The sequence below is a fragment of the Curtobacterium sp. MCBA15_012 genome, assembly GCF_001864935.2.
Taxonomy (GTDB): Bacteria; Actinomycetota; Actinomycetes; order Actinomycetales; family Microbacteriaceae; genus Curtobacterium.
This window is the reverse complement of sequence record NZ_CP126267.1, coordinates 291919-309487: the sequence shown is the minus strand read 5'-3', so window position 1 is coordinate 309487 and position 17569 is coordinate 291919. Positions and strand designations below refer to the sequence as shown.

The window sequence follows — 17569 nt, the reverse complement described above, 5'->3', positions numbered from 1 at the left end:
CCGTTGCTCGTCCCGCTCACCGAACTGAACCCGACCGGAGGAGACCCGACGTGTCCGCCACCCTCGTAGCTCCTGCCCTTGCTCCTGCTCCCGCCCTGACCCACGCGCAGCTCGTCCCTGGTCACCTCGTACACCGGCGGTGGCTGTCCGACGTGCTCGTGACAGAGGCCTACTCCACCGGCCGGGAGACCTTCCTCGCCGGCGCGCAGTGGCCGCGGAACCACCGCCTGCTCGGGCGCACCCGGCAGGTCGATCCGGCGCTCGTCGCAGAGACCGTCCGGCAGCTCGCGATCTACCTGGCCCACACCGCGTTCGGCGTGCCGCTCGATGCTGCGTTCCTGATGCCGTCGATGCGCCTGAGCACCGCTGCCCGCACGGTGCAGACCGGCGAGGCGATCTCGATCCACGCGCGCGTCGTCGACGTCCGACGGTCCGCGCGCGGCGTCAGTGCCTTCACCCTGGAAGCGACGTTCGAGGACGGGGACGGCGCGGTCGGTCAGGCCGTCGCCGCCGCGCGGATCATCGATCGACGCACCTACCAGCGGACCCGGAACGGTCGGACGCCCGTCACGCCACGCGTCGACGGCCCGTCCCGTCGTGGCGGGCTCGACCTCCTCGCCCCGACCGACCGGGCAGGCGTCTCCCTCCTCGTCGTTGACACCGGGGAGCCCGCCTGGTTCGACCACCCGCTGGACCACGTGCCGGGCATGCTGCTCCTCAGCGCCGCGCAACAGGCGGTGTCGGCGGCGGGCGGCCCCGGAGACCTCTCGACGATGGAGCTCGTCTACGACGCCGTCGTCGAGCTCGACGAGCCGTGCACCGTGACGGTGACGGACGACGGCGACACGTGGCGGGTGTCCTTCGAGCAGTCCGGCGCGGTGAGCACGAGCGCGGTGCTCCGTGGGCGGTCCGAACCGTCACGGCGGGTCACGCCGAGCCACGTCACGGCCGGATGACCGCCAACAGTGCGAGGCAGGCGTCGAGCCGCTCGGGCACGACGACGCCCGGGAGCAGGATGTCCCACATCTCCCGCACCCGTTCGAACAGGTCCTGCCGATCGTGCAGCGTGTCCGAGACCAGCTGCACCCCGGTGTACGCCGGGATGACGAACCGGGCGAACCGGGCAGCGTCGAGGTCCGGCCGGAAGTCGCCCTGCTCGACGGCGAGCCCGGCGAGGTTCTCGAAGGTGGCCATCCAGTCGCGGTACGGCGTCACGTTGGACAGCGACGCGGCGGACCCGTCGGTCGTCAGCCGGATCCCTGCGCTGACCACACCGTCGCTGACGAGCTGGCGGGCGAGACCGGCGGACATGAGCAGCATCGCCTCGACCGCGGACGACGCCTTGGCCATCGCGGTCTCCGCGTCGACGCGGGCGATCCGGTGCTGCTCGGTGATCACGGCGTTCGCGATCTCGTCCTTCGAACGGAAGTGGAAGTACATCGCGCCGCGCGTGACGCCGGCCTCGTCCGCGATGAGATCGAGCGACGCCCCGGCATACCCACGCCGCTCGAACACCACGGCGGCGCCGCGAACGACAGCGGCGCGTGTCTGGAGTGCACGCTCTTGCACCGGCTCGGACCTGGGGGACATCGGATGACCAGCGTAGTCGACAGCCGTTGCGCTCACCCGATCTCGCCGACCGGAACCTTCATCACCGTGACCGGCGGCTCCGGCTACATCGGCAGCCATGTGGTCGCCGCGCTCGAAGCCAGCGGGGCGACCGTCCGCACAGTGGGGCGCTCGGAGCTCAGAGACCCAGTATCGACGACCAGGGCGATGGCTGGCGCGTCCGCCGTCGTCCACTGCGTCTCCGCGGTCTCCGGGACGCCGGAGGATCTCCGTCGTTCGAATGTCGAGGTCGCCGCAACTGTCGCGAGAGCAGCGCAGGCCGCCGGAGTCGAACGCCTGATCGCCGTCTCGACCGCGTCGGTCACCGGGAGGGGGCCGCATCGCGGTGCGGCCGCCCCTCCGACGAACCCCGCATCAGCCGTCAGTGCCAGCCGTGCGGAGGGCGAGGAGGTACTGCTCGGGGCAGGAGCGATCATCATCAGGCCGAACCTCGTCTGGGGTGCAGGCGACCGCTGGGTCGTACCAACCCTCGCGAGCTCATTCGTCGGCCAGGGCACGGCCCGGTCATGGCGGGCACGCGTGTCAGCGGTCAACGTGCGGGATCTCGCGAGCGGCATAAGCAGACTCGCGTCCACTCCCTCAGAGGCGCTCGGCACTCAGAGGGTGCTGCACGCCGACGCTCCCGGCCCCTTCCTCGTAGCCGAGATCGGTCAGTGGATCTCCGACCGACTCCTTCCACGAGTCCGACCGCTCACCGCCACGACGCTCACGCCCCACCAGCAGTCGATGCTGGAGATCGACAACTGGTTCGACAGCGCCCAGTTCTGGGAGCTCGCCGGAGTCCGCCCTGGACTTCCCTTCTCGCCGTCCGTCGCCGATCTGGAGTGGTACGCCGACTACCTGTCCGTCAGCACGAACTAGGTCGCTCACCATCTGCGGGAGGGTCGCGGTGAGCGGTATCTCGAGCGCGATCGCCATACGGATCCAGCCGAGCCGGCGCATCCTCCGACACGAAGCGAGGGATCTCCTCGCGGGCAGGACAGGGCGCTTCGCCGTCGAGGAAGGGGCACGAACAACACGATCCGGCCGTGCCGTCAGCTACGTCGTCCACGCCGGAGCAGACGTCCTGCGCGCAGGTGCAGAACGTCAGTGGGTCCTGCAATGCGTCCCCTGGAGCTGCGTGGTCATGAGTTCGTTTCCTCTCGTCAGGACCCCTGTGCGCGGACACCCGCGCCTGGCGGAGAGCAGCACCCGCGAGGGTGAGGTACAGCCGGCGTACCTCACGGGCACGCAGCACGCTGCCGCTGCTCGAACAAGAACGCGCCACGCGGCGACACGCGCTCGCGTTGGCCCGTGAGCGGACACACCGCCAGGGTGAATAGAACGCGGGGAGACACGGGATGGCCTTGTACGTGACCGATTTCGAAGTCACTGCAACGATCAATGGCTTGCGTCGCAGGTGGTCGCACCTCGGTACGTCTCCGCGCTCGCTCTCGGAGCCGTCTCCGTCGACTACGTCGAGGTACAAGCGGTATCGGATCGCAAGAAGGTCGCTGCGGCAGAAGCTGCGCTACGGCAGCAAGGAGTGGTTCGACACGTATCGGGCCGACCCATGCACGGGCTCGCCGCACAACAGTTCGCCCTCGCGCTCTTCGCTGTCGCCTCGAACATGCGACGCATCATCCAGCTCGAACACGACGGCCACGAATCGGAACGACGAGCCGGCGCGGGCCGCTCACCCCAGCCGCGGAAGCAGCCCGACGACTCCCTCGAGCGTGCCCCGGACCGCATCGGCGAGACCCGCTACGTGCGGAACCCGCCGCCGCGGAGCCTGGTGCCCTGGGAACCATCAGAGCTAGCCTCGGCACCTGCGTGATGAGCTGGCACGCACCGGCAGAACCGGCAGAACCATGCAAGACCAGCAGCACCCCGACGCTCCGTCATGCCCGAGAACGGGCGAGGAGCATCCGGGGTGCTTCAGCGTGCCCGGAAGCGAGCTGCGGACGGCGCACCGAGCGCTCGAGCAGCCACGAATACGTGAGCGACCCGTGGAATCGAGCACCGAACAGCTCCAGAGAACCAGAAGAGCCCCCGGCCGAAGCCGGGGGCTCTTCTGTCGGGTCACACCTGCAAACGCTGGAGACCAGACGTGCAATCAACCCTGTGGCGGTACCGGTGGGATTTGAACCCATGTTCCCACTCGCCAAAACCTAGGCGGAGCCGAAGCAACCGCGCACTCACGGGGAATATGAGCACAGTTGCTCCCACCTTCGCAGGCCTCACCACCGGCCCTCCGTTACTGCTCGGTTACCGCAACGCCTGCGGCTGAGTGACACGAACGCACGAAATTGAGCGATCGACCGAGACTCCCGGGTCACCGACACGAGAACAAGCCGAGCGCGAGCGTGCACCGGCCCAGCGTAGAGCGACGCGAGCGTATCGCTACTACTCTCGCGGACGGTCAGGCTCCCCACCCTCACTGCATGTATCGGACGCCACATGAGCTCGCTGCGCGACGCTCCGCCATTACTCGCTGGCAATGAGCAGGACCACTGTATGGACGGACCGCTCCGTTGCGAAGAAACCACGGACCGCTCCGCCGGTGGCCCTGGACAGACAGCTCGGCACCATCTCCCCACAGCGGCGTCGATCAACCGATAATATAGATTATGTCAGTAGACGCCTTATCCGTGACGCTGCGGGACTCCCCGACCGTCCGCCGACCGGTCATCTCAGCGCAACCACTCCTTCACCTCCGCGGATGGGTTCGTGACCGAGCCGAGCCGGGAGGCTTTGAACTGGTGGAACACACCGAGCACGGCGACGATGGCGGCTACTGCGAGCCACGTGGCCACTCCGAGTGGTCCGGCAAGGATGGGGTTTAGCTCGCGGCCCGCAGCCGAGAAGAGTACGACCAAGCCAGCGCTGGCGTTCAAAGCTCCGTGCGCGAAGACGGAGGGCCACAGAGAGCCGCTGCGTAGGCGAAGCCAGCCGAACAGTGTCCCGATCGCTGCGCACGCGACCACCATGAGCGAGACGCCAGCGATGTTTGGCTGCGCGAAGTTGTACCCGAGAAGGATCAGCGGACTGTGCCAAGCACCCCAAATGGCGCCGGTAACGAGGATCGATGGCCAGGTTCCCATGTGCACTCGAAGTCGCGGAAGGAGCCATCCGCGCCATCCCACTTCCTCGCCGAAGGCGAGCACCCCGTTGAAGAGCGCCGCGAAGGGGATCGAGACCAACTGGATGATGACGACGAACCGTACCGGGATCGTGTCGGCAGCATCGCCGGCGGACGCTCGTAGCTCCGCCCGGAAGCCCGACAGGTGTCGAAGATCGAGATCCACCCAGCCGAGAACGGCAGCGATAGCGATGCCAGCTGCGATGACCAGAGGGACACCGAGGAGACCGATCAGGGTCAGCCCCACAACCCGCTTGGCGGGTCGGAGCGGCCACATGCCGAGCTCACGGACGGCCGCCGCGGGACGCTTGCGTTCGATCAAGCCCACTACGAGGACGGCGACTGCTGGTGTGAACATCATCGCCGGCAGAAGAGCCGCAGCCCATGGCGACGAAAGACCGACGCCACTCGCCCAAAGGGGTGAGACCACGACCCACGCACCACCGAGGCTCATCGCGAGGAACACCACCAACGAGAGCCAGGGGACCGCTCGGCGCCCCCGCTGATGCTCTACTGACCGCTCGGTCGACATGTCTCCCCTTCACCTTCAGGTCTGGCGTTCCAGCACTCCAGCTCGCGCTGCGGGGCTGCTCGGGCCGCCCGCTTCATCCGCTCACCCCTGGCGAGCGTGCCGCTGAACAGTAGACAGGTGGTTCTGCTCTGATGCAAGGCGGCAGCTGCGGACGCCCGGCGGCGGACGGAGCAGACATCATCGCGCGCGGACTCATGAAGCCCTGCAGCTGGATGACGACGAGGAGATAAGCGTTGCGACGTCAGGGCATGAGATTCGGGCGACCCAACACCGGCCGCCACACCGCTACAACCACAACATCGGCGCGAGCATCCAGTTGACGACCGTCACGTCGCGACAGCGCGGATTACGGAGCCGAGGTTACGCGCCGAGCAGCACGTGAGGCGGACACTGCGGCCGCAACGAGACCGCCCAAGGTGCACGCGAGCGAGAGCCCGATTAGGACCACGTAGAGGACGGGCGCCAGCTGGGCCGGAATTGATATGACAATGACGATGATTGCCGCTATCAAGAACGGTCGCACAGCCTTACGGGCCGCCTGATGACCGGCGACCCACGTCTCGTCACTTCGCATGACAGAAGGAAGGCGCACGCCCGCAACATGGTTGCGGCCTAAGCCGTCGGCTGCCACTGAGACCACTCCCCAGATGGCAGCGTTGACCGCCAAAATGAGGACAGCGCAGGCGATTGCCGCGAACCAACCCGGATTGCTCATATCTGCCTCCCCCTCAACAACCTAACGCAGGTGCCGGTCAGGCCGTCAACCTGAGGCCCCCTTGACTCCGTCGGCGCACCTCGTGCAGACTGCTGTGAAAGTTCCAAGGGGGAATTACAATGAAGATCAGTCTTGTTGCGCAGATCGCAATCGCTTCTCTCGCGCTGGCCGCGGTCCCCGCGGTGAGCGCCGCACACGCGGAGGCAGCGTCGCCTCAATTCACCGACACGGAGATTGCAGAAGGCGTGCTGTACGGCGAGGGTGCGTTCGCCGACGCGGCCGACATCGAGCCACTGTCGAAGGCCTCTGCGGCCTCCCGGGCAGACATCGCCAACGTGCAGGACAAGCTGCTGACCACCGTGGAGGCCGAGCACTCTTCCGAACTCGCCGCGGCCGCTGACCAGATTCGCAGCGGCGACCCCTACAAGGTCGACGACGGCGTGAAGCAGCTCACGTCTGCCTTCGCGAAGGCGATCGAGTCGGACTATCCGCAGGTTTCGAGGGCAAGCACGGTTCAACCGCAGTGCGGCGTTATCTGCGTCTGCGTCGCGGGTGTCGAGATCGCCGTCGTGGGAGGCATCGCCGTTGCGGTTGTCGCCGAGACCGCCGTCGCAGGGCACTTTGTCCTCTGGACCAAGGCGAAGGTCTGGAACGCGAAGTCGATCAACCCGGACAGCACGGAGGACCTCGGATACACCGAGTACGTCGCCAAGATCGCGTCCGCGGTCAAGTAGCAGCAGCGATGACCACTGAGGACATCGACCGGTCGTCATCTGCAAGGCACAACACCGAACGGAACGTTCGACGAATCGCGCTCGGCTGCGGCGTCTTAATCGGCGTGATGGCCTTCGTGGCCACCATGCAGCCCAGCGTCTTCGAGTCCAGCGCCGGATCGAATCCGGTGCTGCAGACTGTGCGAACCTTTGTGCCACAAGGGTGGGGTTTTTTCACTCGTGACGCTCGGGAAGATACCTACACCGCATACCGCAAGAGCCCTCAAGGATGGACGGCGGTGAGCCCGATTTCTGGCGGTTCTCCGCGGTTCGCGTTCGGACTGAATCGTGGCGCGCGACTTGTCGACGGTGATATCGCTCGGATTGCGGTAGCGAAGCCTGACAGCGGGTCCGTGAAAGCAGCATGGACCTCATGCGCTCCAGGTACCTCCATCGACAGCTGCGTCATAGAAAACAAGGTTGAGGTGAACGGTCAGCAGGTTCTGAATCCGTTGATTCCGGAAACGTGCGGCGACATCCTCGTTGCCAAGGTCAAGCCGATTCCGTGGTCCTACGGAAAGCTCACGCGGGAGCACCGTCAGTCCATCAGGATTGTGAACGTGAAGTGCGAGTCATGACGGAACACCCAGCTTCAACATCAACGTTCCTGGAACGGCTTATCCCTGCTAGTAGTCCGGTGACCAGGTGGCTGCACCCGGCGAGGAGTTTGATCGCCTTGGCGACGCTGCTGACCCTCGCACTGGACCCGGGAACGACTCTGTTCCACTCGTCCGACCCTGCAACATCGGCAGCGCCGGAGTGCTCAGGTGTCCCCAGCATCGGTCTCTTCTGCCTTGCGGACGACCCCGACGTCGCGCGTTGGATTGGCGTGGGCCTTCTCTGCACCGTGATCCTCGGCCTGTTCCCGCCCGTCAGCGCGGTTCTGCACTGGTATGTGTCTGTGAGTGTCTTCTGGACCATCACGCCGATGGAGGGCGGAGACCAGCTCGCCGCGATCGTCACCCTGTTCCTCATCCCAGTGTGCGTCAGTGACACCCGCCTGTTCGTTTGGCGTGGTGCGCCGTCCCCGGGGAACAGGGTTGTCAACATTGTAGGAAACACAGCGCTGCTGCTCATCGCAGCGCAACTCGTGATCGTCTACGCCAACTCGGCGATAGCGAAGTTCTCCTCGACACCGTGGGTCGAGGGGACGGCTCTCTGGTACTGGATGCAGCACCCCGCCTTCGGCGCGCCGCAATGGCTCTACGATCCTGCGCTCGATCTCCTCGCGGCGCCGGCAGGTGCAGCGGTCATCACCTGGGGAACGATTGCCCTCGAGCTCTTCGTCATGGCGACGATCTTCTCGTCTGACCGACGATTCCGTCGGGCTGGCTGGGCTGCCGGGGTGTTCTTTCACCTCGTGATCGCAGTGGTCATCGGACTAGCGACATTCGGGATGGTGATGGCCGGAGCGCTCACCTTAGCCCTGCTCGTCCGACCTGCTGGAGAGCAGACGGCGCACGAAGCTGAGGCAGGCGACTCGGGGACGGGATCCGATCTCCCCCTCCCCAAGGAGATCGAAGATAAGACCGAGCCCATGACCGCGGAGGATTCCGCTGATGCCGACAAGACAGAACACCTCGTTCCCGATGCGAAGGCTGGACGAGTCTGAGCTGCAGAACTGTTCGGTGACTACGGTGTCGAGGGCGTCTCGAGGGTCTGCTGTCGGTTCGGTTGACTCCTGACCTGTGGGGACGCGGTCCTCGCTGGAAGGATGTCGATCATGGCCAAGCCCTATCCGGACGAGTTCCGACGCGACGTGATCGCGGTCGCGCGAAGGGGTGAGATCCCGTTGACGCAGGTCGCGAAGGACTTCGGGATCTCCGAGGGGACCGTGACGAACTGGCTGCGTCGAGCCGACATCGACGACGGGGTCAGGTCCGGGACCACGACGACCGAGAACGTCGAGCTGCGAGAGCTTCGGAAACGGAACCGACTGCTAGAGCAGGAGAACGAGATCCTTCGCCGTGCCGCCGCGTATCTCTCCCAAGCGCACCTCCCAAAATGATGTACCCGCTGGTCCGGAACTCGCCGCCGACCAGATCCCGGTCGCGGTGACCTGCCGGGTCCTGGGTTTTTCGAAGCAGGCGTTCTACGCCTGGCGAAAGAGCCCGGTGAGCCGTCGTGATTGGGAGAACGCGCACCTGACCAACGCCGCCGTCGATGCGCACCGCGACGACCCGACGTTCGGGTACCGGTTCATCGCCGACGACCTCGGCGCCGCCGGCCACCGAGTCTCGGAGCGACGCGTGTGGCGGTTGTGCTCGCAGCAGCGGCTCTGGTCATTGCATGCCAAGAAACGGGGACTGACCCGGAAAGCGGGCCCGCCGGTGCACGATGACCGGGTCCGGCGGGCGTTCACCGCCCCGGACCTGGACCGGCTGTGGTTGACCGACATCACCGAGCACAGCACGGCCGAGGGCAAGCTCTATCTCTGCGCTGTCAAGGACGCCTGCTCCCGCCGCATCGTGGGCTACTCGATCGACGCCCGGATGCGGTCCTCTCTCGCGGTTGCGGCGCTGCAGATGGCGATCTCGCGCCGGAACCCGTCCGGAACAGTCATTCATTCCGACCGAGGCAGCCAGTTTCGCTCCAAGAAGTTCGTTCGGGCGCTCTCTGACGCCGGGCTCCTGGGGTCGATGGGCAGGGTCGGCGCGTGAGCGGACAACGCGGCGATGGAGTCCTTCTTCGCGCTCCTGCAGAAGAACGTCCTCAACCGGCGCCGGTGGGCGTCGCGGGAGCAGCTGCGCCTCGCGATCGTGCACTGGATCGAGGGCACCTACCACCGCAAGCGTCGGCAACGCGGGCTCGGGAAGTTGACGCCCATCGAGTACGAAGCAATCATCAACCCACAGGTCGCACCCGCGGCCTAAATCAACGAGTCAACTGAATCGACAGCAGACCCCATCGACCGATTCATCAGAGGGCAGGTGCCCCATCTGTTTGGGGCGGCCATCTGACGTGTCTCGATAGCCGATCGCAGACGGGGCGCAGCCGCAGAGCGCCTAGGACCATCTCTTGCCGTACCGAGTCCAGGCCTTGTACTGGACCTCGGACACCGTCACATGGTTGCCGGGGACGCGGAACGTGGCGCTGAACTCGTGATTCGGGCCATTCGGCGTGGGTGTGGAAATGAGCTCGGCGTCGATGTAACGGGGTTCGACCGTCTCGTCATCTCCAATGAGGCGGAGATGAACCTTCGAACCGATCTCGATGGCGTCGAAGCTTGAGTAGGTGCTGGGTGCTGGTGATTTCGGACTCATTCGCCCACCGTACGAGCAAACCTCGGCGTCTCGATAGCCGATCCTCATCCGGACGGCGGGGAGACAGTGCTGTCGTATTGATCGGCCGACCGGCGACACCCCCTGGGCCTCAAACCGTCGAAGCGACCGCCCAGAAATCTGGTCCGGGCTTGCTGATCAGCCGCTGGTCGGCGAAGGACCCGTCAGCGAAGGTGAGTCGCGCAACCGGCACACCACCCTGAGCCGTCTTGCCCGTGTCAACGATCGAGGCCACCTGGGACCGCGGGACAGTCACGAGGTGCTCGGCCGGCAGCTGGTTCCCCGTCATCCCGAGGTCCCACATCGACAGGTTCTGCTCGCTGATCACCATGAGGTAGGGACCGGCCTCGTTCGGCAAGCTCCGTGCGGTCGAGCCTTCCTCGCCCCCGATGTGTTGCGACCGCGACACCGCCGTCTCGACCGCCGACGTCACGAGGTTCATCAGCCGACCGTCGACGCCGACACCACCACCACCGCGCTTGAAGCCGCTCGGGATCACCTGGCAGTGGACCAGTACTCGGTCACCGTCGGGGAGCAACTTGCCGATTTCCGACGCGACGTCGATCGCCGGCCCGGTGAAGAGCGCCTTGTACTTGTCCATCAGCCCCATGGAACCTGTCCTCGCCTCGTCGGGGAGCACACTCCTCGCGCTCCGTCGCGACGAGGGTAGCGGCTCCCAGATTATGGATGGAAGCGCTTACAAAATCGGCGCTCTCGCCACCCGAAGATAATTTTCGAGACAGTTCACGAAAAAAACAGCGGTGCGATACGGTCCCGGCCGTGACTTCTCAGCAGCCCATCACACAGCACTCGTCAACCGCCAAGCACTCCCCTACGCCGCGAACCAACACGCTCGCGATCCTGTCCCTCGTGCTGGCCTTCTTTGCTCCGCTCATCGGCTTCATCTTGGGCTTCGTCGCGCTCTCGCAGGTGAAGTCCCGTTCGGAGAACGGCCGGGGACTTGCACTGGGAGCAGTGATCGTCGGTGGGGCCATCACCGCGCTGTACGTGGTCCTGTTCATCGCAGTCGCCGTGATCGGTTCCTCGACGCCGGCTCAGTACTGATCGCCCATGAGCACAACTGATCCGGCGGCCGCGAGGCGGAACCGCGAGGCCCGTCAGCGTGGCAGTGCCATCGCACTGACGATGACACTGGTCGGCGCGGTCCTCGTCGTCGGTGCGGGCACGGTGTCCGGCTACGCGATCGGATCGTTCGCCGGCGTGCTCCGGGAGATGCAGCTCAACAGCGTCTTCTCGCACTCCCCCGACCCGGAGCATCCATGGTGGGCAGCACCGACGGCCGTTCTCGGATCCGTGGTCGCCGTGGCGGTGTACTCGCGATGGAACCACCGCTTCACCGGCAGGTCAGCAGACTTCGCCGGCACGGGCCCCGGAAGCCTGTGGCTGATCGGCGCCGCCGCGGGACTGTGGTGGACCACCACCGTCCTCTGGGCAGCCCCCGATCGCATCGGTACCGCCGTCGACCCGGAGTTCGGCCATGACACGGCGTGGGGAATCGGCGCGTGGGTCTGGTACGCATCCGCCTGGTGGCTCCCCGCCCTGTTCACCGCACTGGCACTCGCAGCTCTCCTGCTGGGCACCATCGGCCGCCGCGGACGTCGTGACCGGCGCGGTCGCGTCGCAGCGCTCCTGTCGGCTGGACACCGGACTCCCGGGACCGTCACCGCGGTGAGCGGCACAACGACCCCGGATGCGGCGCTCACGCTCCTCCGCTGGACCTTCACCTTCACCGACGCCACGGGTAAGGCTCGATGGGTCGAGCGCACCAACGGATTCCCCCACGGCTCGGCCCCAACGATCGGTGCAACCATCACCGTCCTCTACGACCCGATGCACCCGGCGGACAAGCGGTCGATCTTCGCTGCCGTGACCGGCGGTGACAGCCCTGATGACTACCTCCGGCCCGGGATGTGACCACGTGCAGGACTGCCCTCATGCGCCGCTCTCGACGCCCTCCCACCGCAGGGTGCGCGCTGATCACACCGTCCCCGATCGAGCTCCGCACCGGTTTGAGGCGGGGGACACCGTCGCGGTCGGCAGGCGCGACACCGAGTGGCCGGCGTTCGTGTTCGTCACCGCTCGGCACGGAAGTGGGTGGGTGCCCGCCCGTCACGTCGACATGACGAGCTCACCGCCCAGAATGCGCACTGCATACGACACGCAGGAGATCTCGGCCTCCGAAGGGGAAGTCGTGCAACTGGTCCGGGACGATCCCGAGAGCGGTTGGGTGTGGTGTCGCAAGGCCGACGGACACGAGGGGTGGCTCCCTCACCGGACCCTCGAGCTGAACCGAGGCTGATGCGATGAACAGCGCCGATGCGATCTTCGCTCCTGTCGTCCGTGGGACGTTCTACCGGGCCATCGACCCGCGCTTCACTCAGTTCGCGATCGCCGGGTCACGCACGGCAGGCCGCTACTCACGAGCAGATGAACCCACTCTGTACCTGAGTTCCTCGGTCGAAGGCGTCGACGCGGCGCTGATCGCCCACAGGGACGCCAGGGCGAGCGCACTCGAGATCATCGAGCTCGACGTCGAAGCAGCCGGCATCGTCGACCTGCGGGACCCCAACGCCCTCGAACGGATCGGAATCGACCTCGCCGACGCGATGGCGCCCTGGCAACACCTCGCCGACGCCGGCGGCACGCCGGCGTCCTGGTCGGTGCGCGATCGTCTCATCGAGGTCGGAGCGACCGGTCTGATCGATCCCTCGAGGAAACGACCGGACCTCTGGCATCTCGTTCTCTTCCGCTGGAACGAACCGAACGCCCCCACCGTGCGCCTCCGAGAACGCCACCGCTGACCCCCCACCTGCGGTCAGCCTCCTGCGCAGAGGACGCGACCAACCGCCGTTCCAGCACACACTCGGATCAGGGCCAACCGACGATCCACCACCGGTTCGGGGTGCTCCCAAGGTCGCGAACACCGCACCCACGCCGAGATCCCCGGCAACCACATCGTCTTCCGAGATGCCGTCGCACGCGTTCTTGATCTCAACCGTTGTTGAGATCATACGGTGACGGCATGACCACCCCCTCCGGCGACGAAAACACCGCGTCAGCGCTCTCCGCACCGAGTCCCGAAGGCGCCCAGCGGGAGATCGGGGTGTTCGACCCGCAGTTCCGATGGGTCACGATCGGCATGTTCCTGTTGGTGCTGCTCGACGCTTTCGTCGCCCTGGCTGTTTCGACGATCATGCCAATCATCAGTGCTGAGCTGGACGGTGCCGGGCTGTACGCGTTCGCGTTCGCCGGTCCTGTCGCGGTGAGCGTGGTCGGGATGGTGCTCGCTGGCATCTGGTCCGACAGGGGCAATCCGCTTAGTGCGCTCATCGTCTCCGTGGTCGTCTTCGCGGCAGGACTCACAGTGGTGGCGCTGGCGCCCAGCATGGTCGTCTTTGTCAGCGGCCGGTTGGTGCACGGTTTGGCTGGCGGTGCGATAACCGTGGCCCTGTACGTGATCGTGGCCCGCATCTACCCGCAGGCCCTGCACGCGAAAGTGTTCGCTGCCTTCGCCACCGCCTGGGTTATCCCTTCGCTCGTCGGTCCGGTCATCGCTGGCGTGCTCACCGAGACGGTTGGGTGGCGGTGGGTCTTTTTCGGAGTCGTGGCGCTTGTCCTGCTGGCGATGCCGTTGGTCGTCGCCGCGTCACGCGTTGTGCAAGGACCTGACGAGCGGGCCTCTATCGGCCGCTCGGAAGTCGTGCGGCTCGGCCTGGCCATGCTCACGGCGTCGTCCGCGCTCGTGATCGCCCTTGCCGCGGAATCGCGCGGGCCGACGCAGTGGCTCGTGCCGTCCCTCGCAGCCGTAGTCGCGATGATCGCCCTTCGCCCACTACTACCGGCTGGAACACTCCGTGCCCGTCGCGGCTTACCGAGCGTCGTACTCAAGCGCGCCCTAGTAGCCGCCACCTTCTTCGCAGCGGAGGTCTACGTGCCGCTCCTGCTGGTTTCCCACTACGGCACGTCAGCTGCCCTCGCGGGCGTGGCGCTCACGGCGGCTGCCCTGAGCTGGTCAGCAGCATCTTGGGTGCAGGGGCGGTTTCCGACGATCGGCCATGTCCTCGCAGCCAGGATCGGCACCGCAAGCCTTGGAACCGCGGTTGCATGCCTGTTCGTGACGGCGCTCACCAGCGCGACGCCCATCGTTGTCGTGGTCGGTTGGGCGTTCGCCGGAGCCGGGATAGGGCTCATCTACCCGCGGCTCGGCGTGCTCACGCTCGGGTATTCAAGCAAGACGAATCAGGGCTTCAACAGCTCCGCGCTGACCATCGCGGAAGCAACCGCATCGTCGATCGTGCTTGCAGTCATGGCTATCGTCTTCGCAGCGTTCGGTGGTGCTGCATCGACGAGCGCGTTCGCGGCGGTTTTCGCCCTGGCAGGAGCACTTTGCGTGCTCGCGTGGTTGTGCGCTCCACGTATCGTGCCTCGCGCTACCCCATGACAGTGCACGGCCGTGACGCCCCAGGGCGTCACCACGCTCGATCGGCGGAGGCGCTGGGCATCGCTCGCGGAGATGGTCGTCAGGAGCGGCTCGACCCACCCACGTCGAGCTGACCCCACTGGGTCCCGGTCATTGTCGTGATCACTACCTGCGGCCTTGCGGTCTTCGACGTCCGATCAGTCGGCACCGCACCGATCCCTGACAGCCTTCGGCCACCTGTGGACAGTCCTCCTGGCGAGGATCTTCATCGCCGACCGGCCTTCTGGATGACAGTGCGACAGCGACTAGTATCCAGGCCCAGCACGTAGTCAGCAGATTCACCGACGACAAGTCGCTACCCCTGGTATTCCTCCATGCGCGGGCGAAGCCACACGCATTGCTATCAACCCCATACGCAGCACTTGACGTCCACTGCAGCAGCAACACCCACCATCTGCGCTCCAAAGAAATATGCGGGACGCCGACTTTGTACTGGGAAGCCCACATCCGGACATAGTTCATCAGATCCGATTGATTAGGCGGAGAGTACTGTCCCGCATCCGGCGATGTTGCACAAGACGGCAAAAAGGAGGACAAGGTCTCCCCGCTGCCTCCCAGGACGAGGCCGCAAGGGCTCCTCATCGGGGGAAACGCGCCGCTGGTGCTGGGCAGGAATCGAGCGTGCCCGCCAAGAAGCGGTCGTCCGGCTGCGTTTTTATGGCCAGGTGACGGTACGCAGTCAGCCAATAGTCGGAGGCGGTACAGCATTCCTACCGTGCAATAGTGGGGCATCGAGTCGCGGCGACTGGGGCCACATCGCCGGATTCGATGTCATCAGGGGACGCGACAAATCGTGGATGTTCGTCTACGCTCGCAGCATGTTTGGGAACTTGAACATCGTTGTAACGGTCGTTGTCCTCGTCGTGGTCGTGGCGCTCATCTCGTGGGGGGTGCAAGCGCTTGTCGCTCGTCGACGTCGTTCGCTTGATTCGCACGTGAACGAATAACACGTCCATGGCTGAAACGGATTATTCCTCAGGAGGGGTTTCATGCCACAAATTGCTCAATTCAAGAGTCTGGTCTGCGCGGCGGTAGCCGGGGGTGCACTGCTGGGCTCCGTGCTCATGGGCGTCGCACCCGCGAGTGCCTCCGAGGCGAAGCTCCTGACGGCGTCGCAGGAGGCGACCGTCAGGGCGACGATGAACGGTGCGAACGTCAGCGCTGACGTGCAGGATCGCCTCATCGCAAAGCTCAACGCTGGCCAGCCGCTGGACTCGCAGACTGATGCGACGCCTGTCAGCACGAGGAGCGAGAGCCTCCGCGAGGGAGGCACCCGGTCGGTCGAGGTGTTCGCCGACGGTTCGCAACGATGGGTTGAGTCCGATGCCGTGGCACCCGCGTCGACCGGAAGGCCGGGCGGTGTCACGACGTTGGGGCTCAACCCGTCGAAGACGGGGTGCAAGTCCTCCGGCGGCTGGAACACCAACTGCAAGATCGGGATCTCTGACTTCGTCAGCAATGCCGGCTTCTACCTCGACTACACGACCAACAAGATCCGCGACGTCCGCGGAGCGTACTGCAACAACTCGGTCGGCGACGCCTCGTGCTCGGCCAAGCTGCGTCGTGCAACTGCATCGTCGGCGGGCCCGGCATGGGCGGAGCTGACCTTCAAGGCTGGCATCGGCCCGATCGGCAACGTCGCCTCCGGCGCATTCGGACTGCGCGTCAGCGGGAGCAGCGCATCCGTCTACGGATGATCACGCATCGCTGAGTGAACGGTCCCGGCCCTCGCGGCCGGGACCGTTTCCTCATGCAGCGATCCCAAATTGGGCAAGTGGGTCGAGAGCATCGGCTTTGCCCCGTCGTGCGCTGTCCGACCGGTGAGCACTCGCGAGACAGTCTTGCTGCGAGAGTCCGGCCAGTCGGGTAACGTCTCGTCCCTGACTGCGTCTCTATCGCGCATGAATAGCCCGCCGGCGGAGCCGACGTGTCGCGATTCCAGCGGGTGCCTGGCCGGACTAGCGCCGGAGCGTGTCGCGGGGGTACTCCCCGAAGCGACGCAGGTACTCGCCGGAGAAACGTCCCATGTGTGCGAAACCCCATCGGCTCGCGACTACCGCGACCGATGTTGCAGCCGGTTCGGATCGGAGAAGCTCTTCCTGGACGCGGCGAAGCCGGACTTCGCGGAGGTACGCCATGGGCGTGCGACCGAGGTTTCGTTGGAAGGTTTCTTGGAGTCCGCGTGCACTGAGGCCGGCAGCTTCGGCGATGTCACCGACCGAGAGCGGCTTGCCGGCATCCGCATGGATCACGTCGACTGCGGCTCGGAGCCGAGCGCTTCGTGCCTCTCCGTATCCGGCCGGTACGTACTCGCCGTGGAAGCGGTACATGCCGAATAGGGATCGCACCACGCTCCGTTGCGCCTCATGCCAGGCAAGTGACTGCGCCCCCTCAGTGCGAAGGACCCCCATCGCGGTCGCCACGGATTCCCGCCACAGCGCCACAGCGGCGTCGGTTGGCGCTGTTTTCCGGTCGAACGCGAACGTTCCATCGACAAGGTACCGTTCGGCGGCGACGTCGAGGACGAGGTTGCGGTTCAGGTGCACGATCCGCTGGTCCCAGTCCTCGTACTCCATCTCGAATCGCTGCTCGATGGGGAACAGGACGGGAACCCCGGGTTGCATGCGCATCTCGTCCCGGCCAACGTCCACGCGGGCGCTTCCCGAGTCGATCCACTGCACGACCACTTCACCCTCGACCGCGACATCGCCGCGGAGGGTGCCGTGCATTTGGGAGCGGCGGATGCTCATCTGGTCATCGCCCACCGCGACGTACTTGTACCAGTAGTTCGAATCGACGGGAGCTGCGTGCCAGGTGCGACCGGCGTACATTCCGGCGAGGTCATCGATCGCGCGGCCGGTATCCGAACCCGCGACCGCCACCAACGGACGCAGCCCAGCAGCCGGGCGTTCGTTCGTCATGGCTGCTCCCGTCGGACGTGGTGCACTCTCCGACTGCTCGAGCGTCACATCTGCTCCTGGCCGGAGGGCAGGGCATCATGAGCGCGGCAGCCGCCG

The 17569-nt window shown here is 65.8% G+C and carries 18 protein-coding genes and 1 pseudogene; 13 read left to right on the top strand and 6 right to left on the bottom strand.

The window, feature by feature from the left end:
* Positions 1-50: 50 nt before the first annotated feature.
* Positions 51-956, top strand: coding sequence for a ScbA/BarX family gamma-butyrolactone biosynthesis protein (locus QOL15_RS01495; RefSeq protein WP_083393931.1), 906 nt, complete (start codon positions 51-53; stop codon positions 954-956).
* Here QOL15_RS01495 and QOL15_RS01490 read toward each other — a convergent pair.
* Entirely contained in the window at positions 943-1590 is a 648-nt protein-coding gene (locus QOL15_RS01490) for a ScbR family autoregulator-binding transcription factor (protein ID WP_071246606.1), read from the bottom strand. The two genes, QOL15_RS01495 and QOL15_RS01490, sit on opposite strands and share 14 nt — an antisense overlap.
* 3 nt (positions 1591-1593) lie before the next feature.
* Here QOL15_RS01490 and QOL15_RS01485 point away from each other — a divergent pair, with 3 nt between their 5' ends.
* Entirely contained in the window at positions 1594-2490 is an 897-nt protein-coding gene (locus tag QOL15_RS01485) for an NAD(P)-dependent oxidoreductase (RefSeq protein ID WP_071246607.1), read from the top strand.
* Positions 2491-3181: 691 nt separating this feature from the next.
* Positions 3182-3445: a hypothetical protein gene (locus QOL15_RS01480; RefSeq protein ID WP_071246608.1), complete on the top strand. Its 264-nt coding sequence runs from the start codon at positions 3182-3184 to the stop codon at positions 3443-3445.
* An 856-nt stretch (positions 3446-4301) separates the two neighbouring features.
* On the opposite strand, the gene QOL15_RS01475 is transcribed toward QOL15_RS01480, so the two are convergent.
* Together QOL15_RS01475 and QOL15_RS16645 are read right to left on the bottom strand one after the other, a co-directional pair.
* On the bottom strand, positions 4302-5219 hold the full coding sequence (locus QOL15_RS01475) for a CPBP family intramembrane glutamic endopeptidase (protein WP_253181590.1): 918 nt from the start codon (positions 5217-5219) through the stop codon (positions 4302-4304).
* A 409-nt stretch (positions 5220-5628) separates the two neighbouring features.
* Positions 5629-5997 (bottom strand): SdpI family protein, encoded by a 369-nt coding sequence (locus QOL15_RS16645; RefSeq protein WP_083230116.1) that lies wholly within the window; start codon positions 5995-5997, stop codon positions 5629-5631.
* Positions 5998-6116: 119 nt separating this feature from the next.
* Between QOL15_RS16645 and QOL15_RS01470 the strand changes: the two genes are divergently transcribed.
* From QOL15_RS01470 to QOL15_RS01455, 4 genes and pseudogenes are all read left to right on the top strand, one after another.
* A complete protein-coding gene (locus QOL15_RS01470; RefSeq protein ID WP_065961135.1) occupies positions 6117-6731 on the top strand; it encodes a hypothetical protein in 615 nt (204 codons plus the stop codon).
* Positions 6732-6739: 8 nt separating this feature from the next.
* On the top strand, positions 6740-7348 hold the full coding sequence (locus tag QOL15_RS01465; RefSeq protein ID WP_139197416.1) for an SdpA family antimicrobial peptide system protein: 609 nt from the start codon (positions 6740-6742) through the stop codon (positions 7346-7348).
* A complete protein-coding gene (locus QOL15_RS01460) occupies positions 7345-8382 on the top strand; it encodes a sporulation-delaying protein SdpB family protein (protein WP_083230115.1) in 1038 nt (345 codons plus the stop codon). The genes QOL15_RS01465 and QOL15_RS01460 overlap by 4 nt, the downstream gene beginning before the upstream one ends.
* Positions 8383-8493: 111 nt before the next feature.
* Positions 8494-9643, top strand: a pseudogene (locus QOL15_RS01455) (IS3 family transposase).
* A gap of 132 nt (positions 9644-9775) precedes the next feature.
* On the opposite strand, the gene QOL15_RS01450 reads toward QOL15_RS01455, so the two are convergent.
* On the bottom strand, positions 9776-10033 hold the full coding sequence (locus QOL15_RS01450) for a hypothetical protein (RefSeq protein WP_065961132.1): 258 nt from the start codon (positions 10031-10033) through the stop codon (positions 9776-9778).
* Positions 10034-10142: 109 nt separating this feature from the next.
* Positions 10143-10691: a hypothetical protein gene (locus QOL15_RS01445; protein WP_065961130.1), complete on the bottom strand. Its 549-nt coding sequence runs from the start codon at positions 10689-10691 to the stop codon at positions 10143-10145.
* A 140-nt stretch (positions 10692-10831) separates the two neighbouring features.
* On the opposite strand from QOL15_RS01445, the gene QOL15_RS01440 reads away from it, so the two are divergent.
* The 6 genes from QOL15_RS01440 (at position 10832) to QOL15_RS01415 (ending at position 16249) form a co-directional block, all read left to right on the top strand.
* Entirely contained in the window at positions 10832-11116 is a 285-nt protein-coding gene (locus QOL15_RS01440) for a DUF4190 domain-containing protein (RefSeq protein ID WP_216093108.1), read from the top strand.
* 6 nt (positions 11117-11122) lie between these two features.
* On the top strand, positions 11123-11986 hold the full coding sequence (locus QOL15_RS01435; RefSeq protein WP_065961127.1) for a DUF3592 domain-containing protein: 864 nt from the start codon (positions 11123-11125) through the stop codon (positions 11984-11986).
* Positions 11961-12371, top strand: coding sequence for an SH3 domain-containing protein (locus tag QOL15_RS16640; protein ID WP_083230110.1), 411 nt, complete (start codon positions 11961-11963; stop codon positions 12369-12371). The genes QOL15_RS01435 and QOL15_RS16640 overlap by 26 nt, the downstream gene beginning before the upstream one ends.
* A gap of 4 nt (positions 12372-12375) precedes the next feature.
* Positions 12376-12873, top strand: a complete 498-nt coding sequence (locus QOL15_RS01425; protein ID WP_065961120.1) for an RES family NAD+ phosphorylase — start codon at positions 12376-12378, stop codon at positions 12871-12873.
* Positions 12874-13094: 221 nt separating this feature from the next.
* The gene (locus QOL15_RS01420; RefSeq protein WP_083393933.1) at positions 13095-14513 is read left to right on the top strand and encodes an MFS transporter; all 1419 of its coding nucleotides are present in this window, start codon (positions 13095-13097) and stop codon (positions 14511-14513) included.
* Between the two features lie 1103 nt (positions 14514-15616).
* Complete coding sequence (locus QOL15_RS01415) at positions 15617-16249, top strand: hypothetical protein (protein WP_305405138.1); 633 nt, start codon at positions 15617-15619, stop codon at positions 16247-16249.
* 261 nt (positions 16250-16510) lie between these two features.
* On the opposite strand, the gene QOL15_RS01410 is transcribed toward QOL15_RS01415, so the two are convergent.
* On the bottom strand, positions 16511-17473 hold the full coding sequence (locus QOL15_RS01410) for an AraC family transcriptional regulator (protein ID WP_083230108.1): 963 nt from the start codon (positions 17471-17473) through the stop codon (positions 16511-16513).
* Positions 17474-17569 lie beyond the last annotated feature (96 nt).

Bases quoted from the DNA above. Each gene is read 5' to 3' on its own strand.
- QOL15_RS01490 (WP_071246606.1), bottom strand. From the start codon at position 1,590: ATGTCCCCCAGGTCCGAGCCGGTGCAAGAGCGTGCACTCCAGACACGC.
- QOL15_RS01485 (WP_071246607.1), top strand. From the start codon at position 1,594: ATGACCAGCGTAGTCGACAGCCGTTGCGCTCACCCGATCTCGCCGACC.
- QOL15_RS01480 (WP_071246608.1), top strand. From the start codon at position 3,182: ATGCACGGGCTCGCCGCACAACAGTTCGCCCTCGCGCTCTTCGCTGTC.
- QOL15_RS16645 (WP_083230116.1), bottom strand. From the start codon at position 5,997: ATGAGCAATCCGGGTTGGTTCGCGGCAATCGCCTGCGCTGTCCTCATT.
- QOL15_RS01470 (WP_065961135.1), top strand. From the start codon at position 6,117: ATGAAGATCAGTCTTGTTGCGCAGATCGCAATCGCTTCTCTCGCGCTG.
- QOL15_RS01465 (WP_139197416.1), top strand. From the start codon at position 6,740: ATGACCACTGAGGACATCGACCGGTCGTCATCTGCAAGGCACAACACC.
- QOL15_RS01460 (WP_083230115.1), top strand. From the start codon at position 7,345: ATGACGGAACACCCAGCTTCAACATCAACGTTCCTGGAACGGCTTATC.
- QOL15_RS01450 (WP_065961132.1), bottom strand. From the start codon at position 10,033: ATGAGTCCGAAATCACCAGCACCCAGCACCTACTCAAGCTTCGACGCC.
- QOL15_RS01435 (WP_065961127.1), top strand. From the start codon at position 11,123: ATGAGCACAACTGATCCGGCGGCCGCGAGGCGGAACCGCGAGGCCCGT.
- QOL15_RS16640 (WP_083230110.1), top strand. From the start codon at position 11,961: ATGACTACCTCCGGCCCGGGATGTGACCACGTGCAGGACTGCCCTCAT.
- QOL15_RS01425 (WP_065961120.1), top strand. From the start codon at position 12,376: ATGAACAGCGCCGATGCGATCTTCGCTCCTGTCGTCCGTGGGACGTTC.
- QOL15_RS01420 (WP_083393933.1), top strand. From the start codon at position 13,095: ATGACCACCCCCTCCGGCGACGAAAACACCGCGTCAGCGCTCTCCGCA.
- QOL15_RS01415 (WP_305405138.1), top strand. From the start codon at position 15,617: ATGGGCGTCGCACCCGCGAGTGCCTCCGAGGCGAAGCTCCTGACGGCG.
- QOL15_RS01410 (WP_083230108.1), bottom strand. From the start codon at position 17,473: ATGACGAACGAACGCCCGGCTGCTGGGCTGCGTCCGTTGGTGGCGGTC.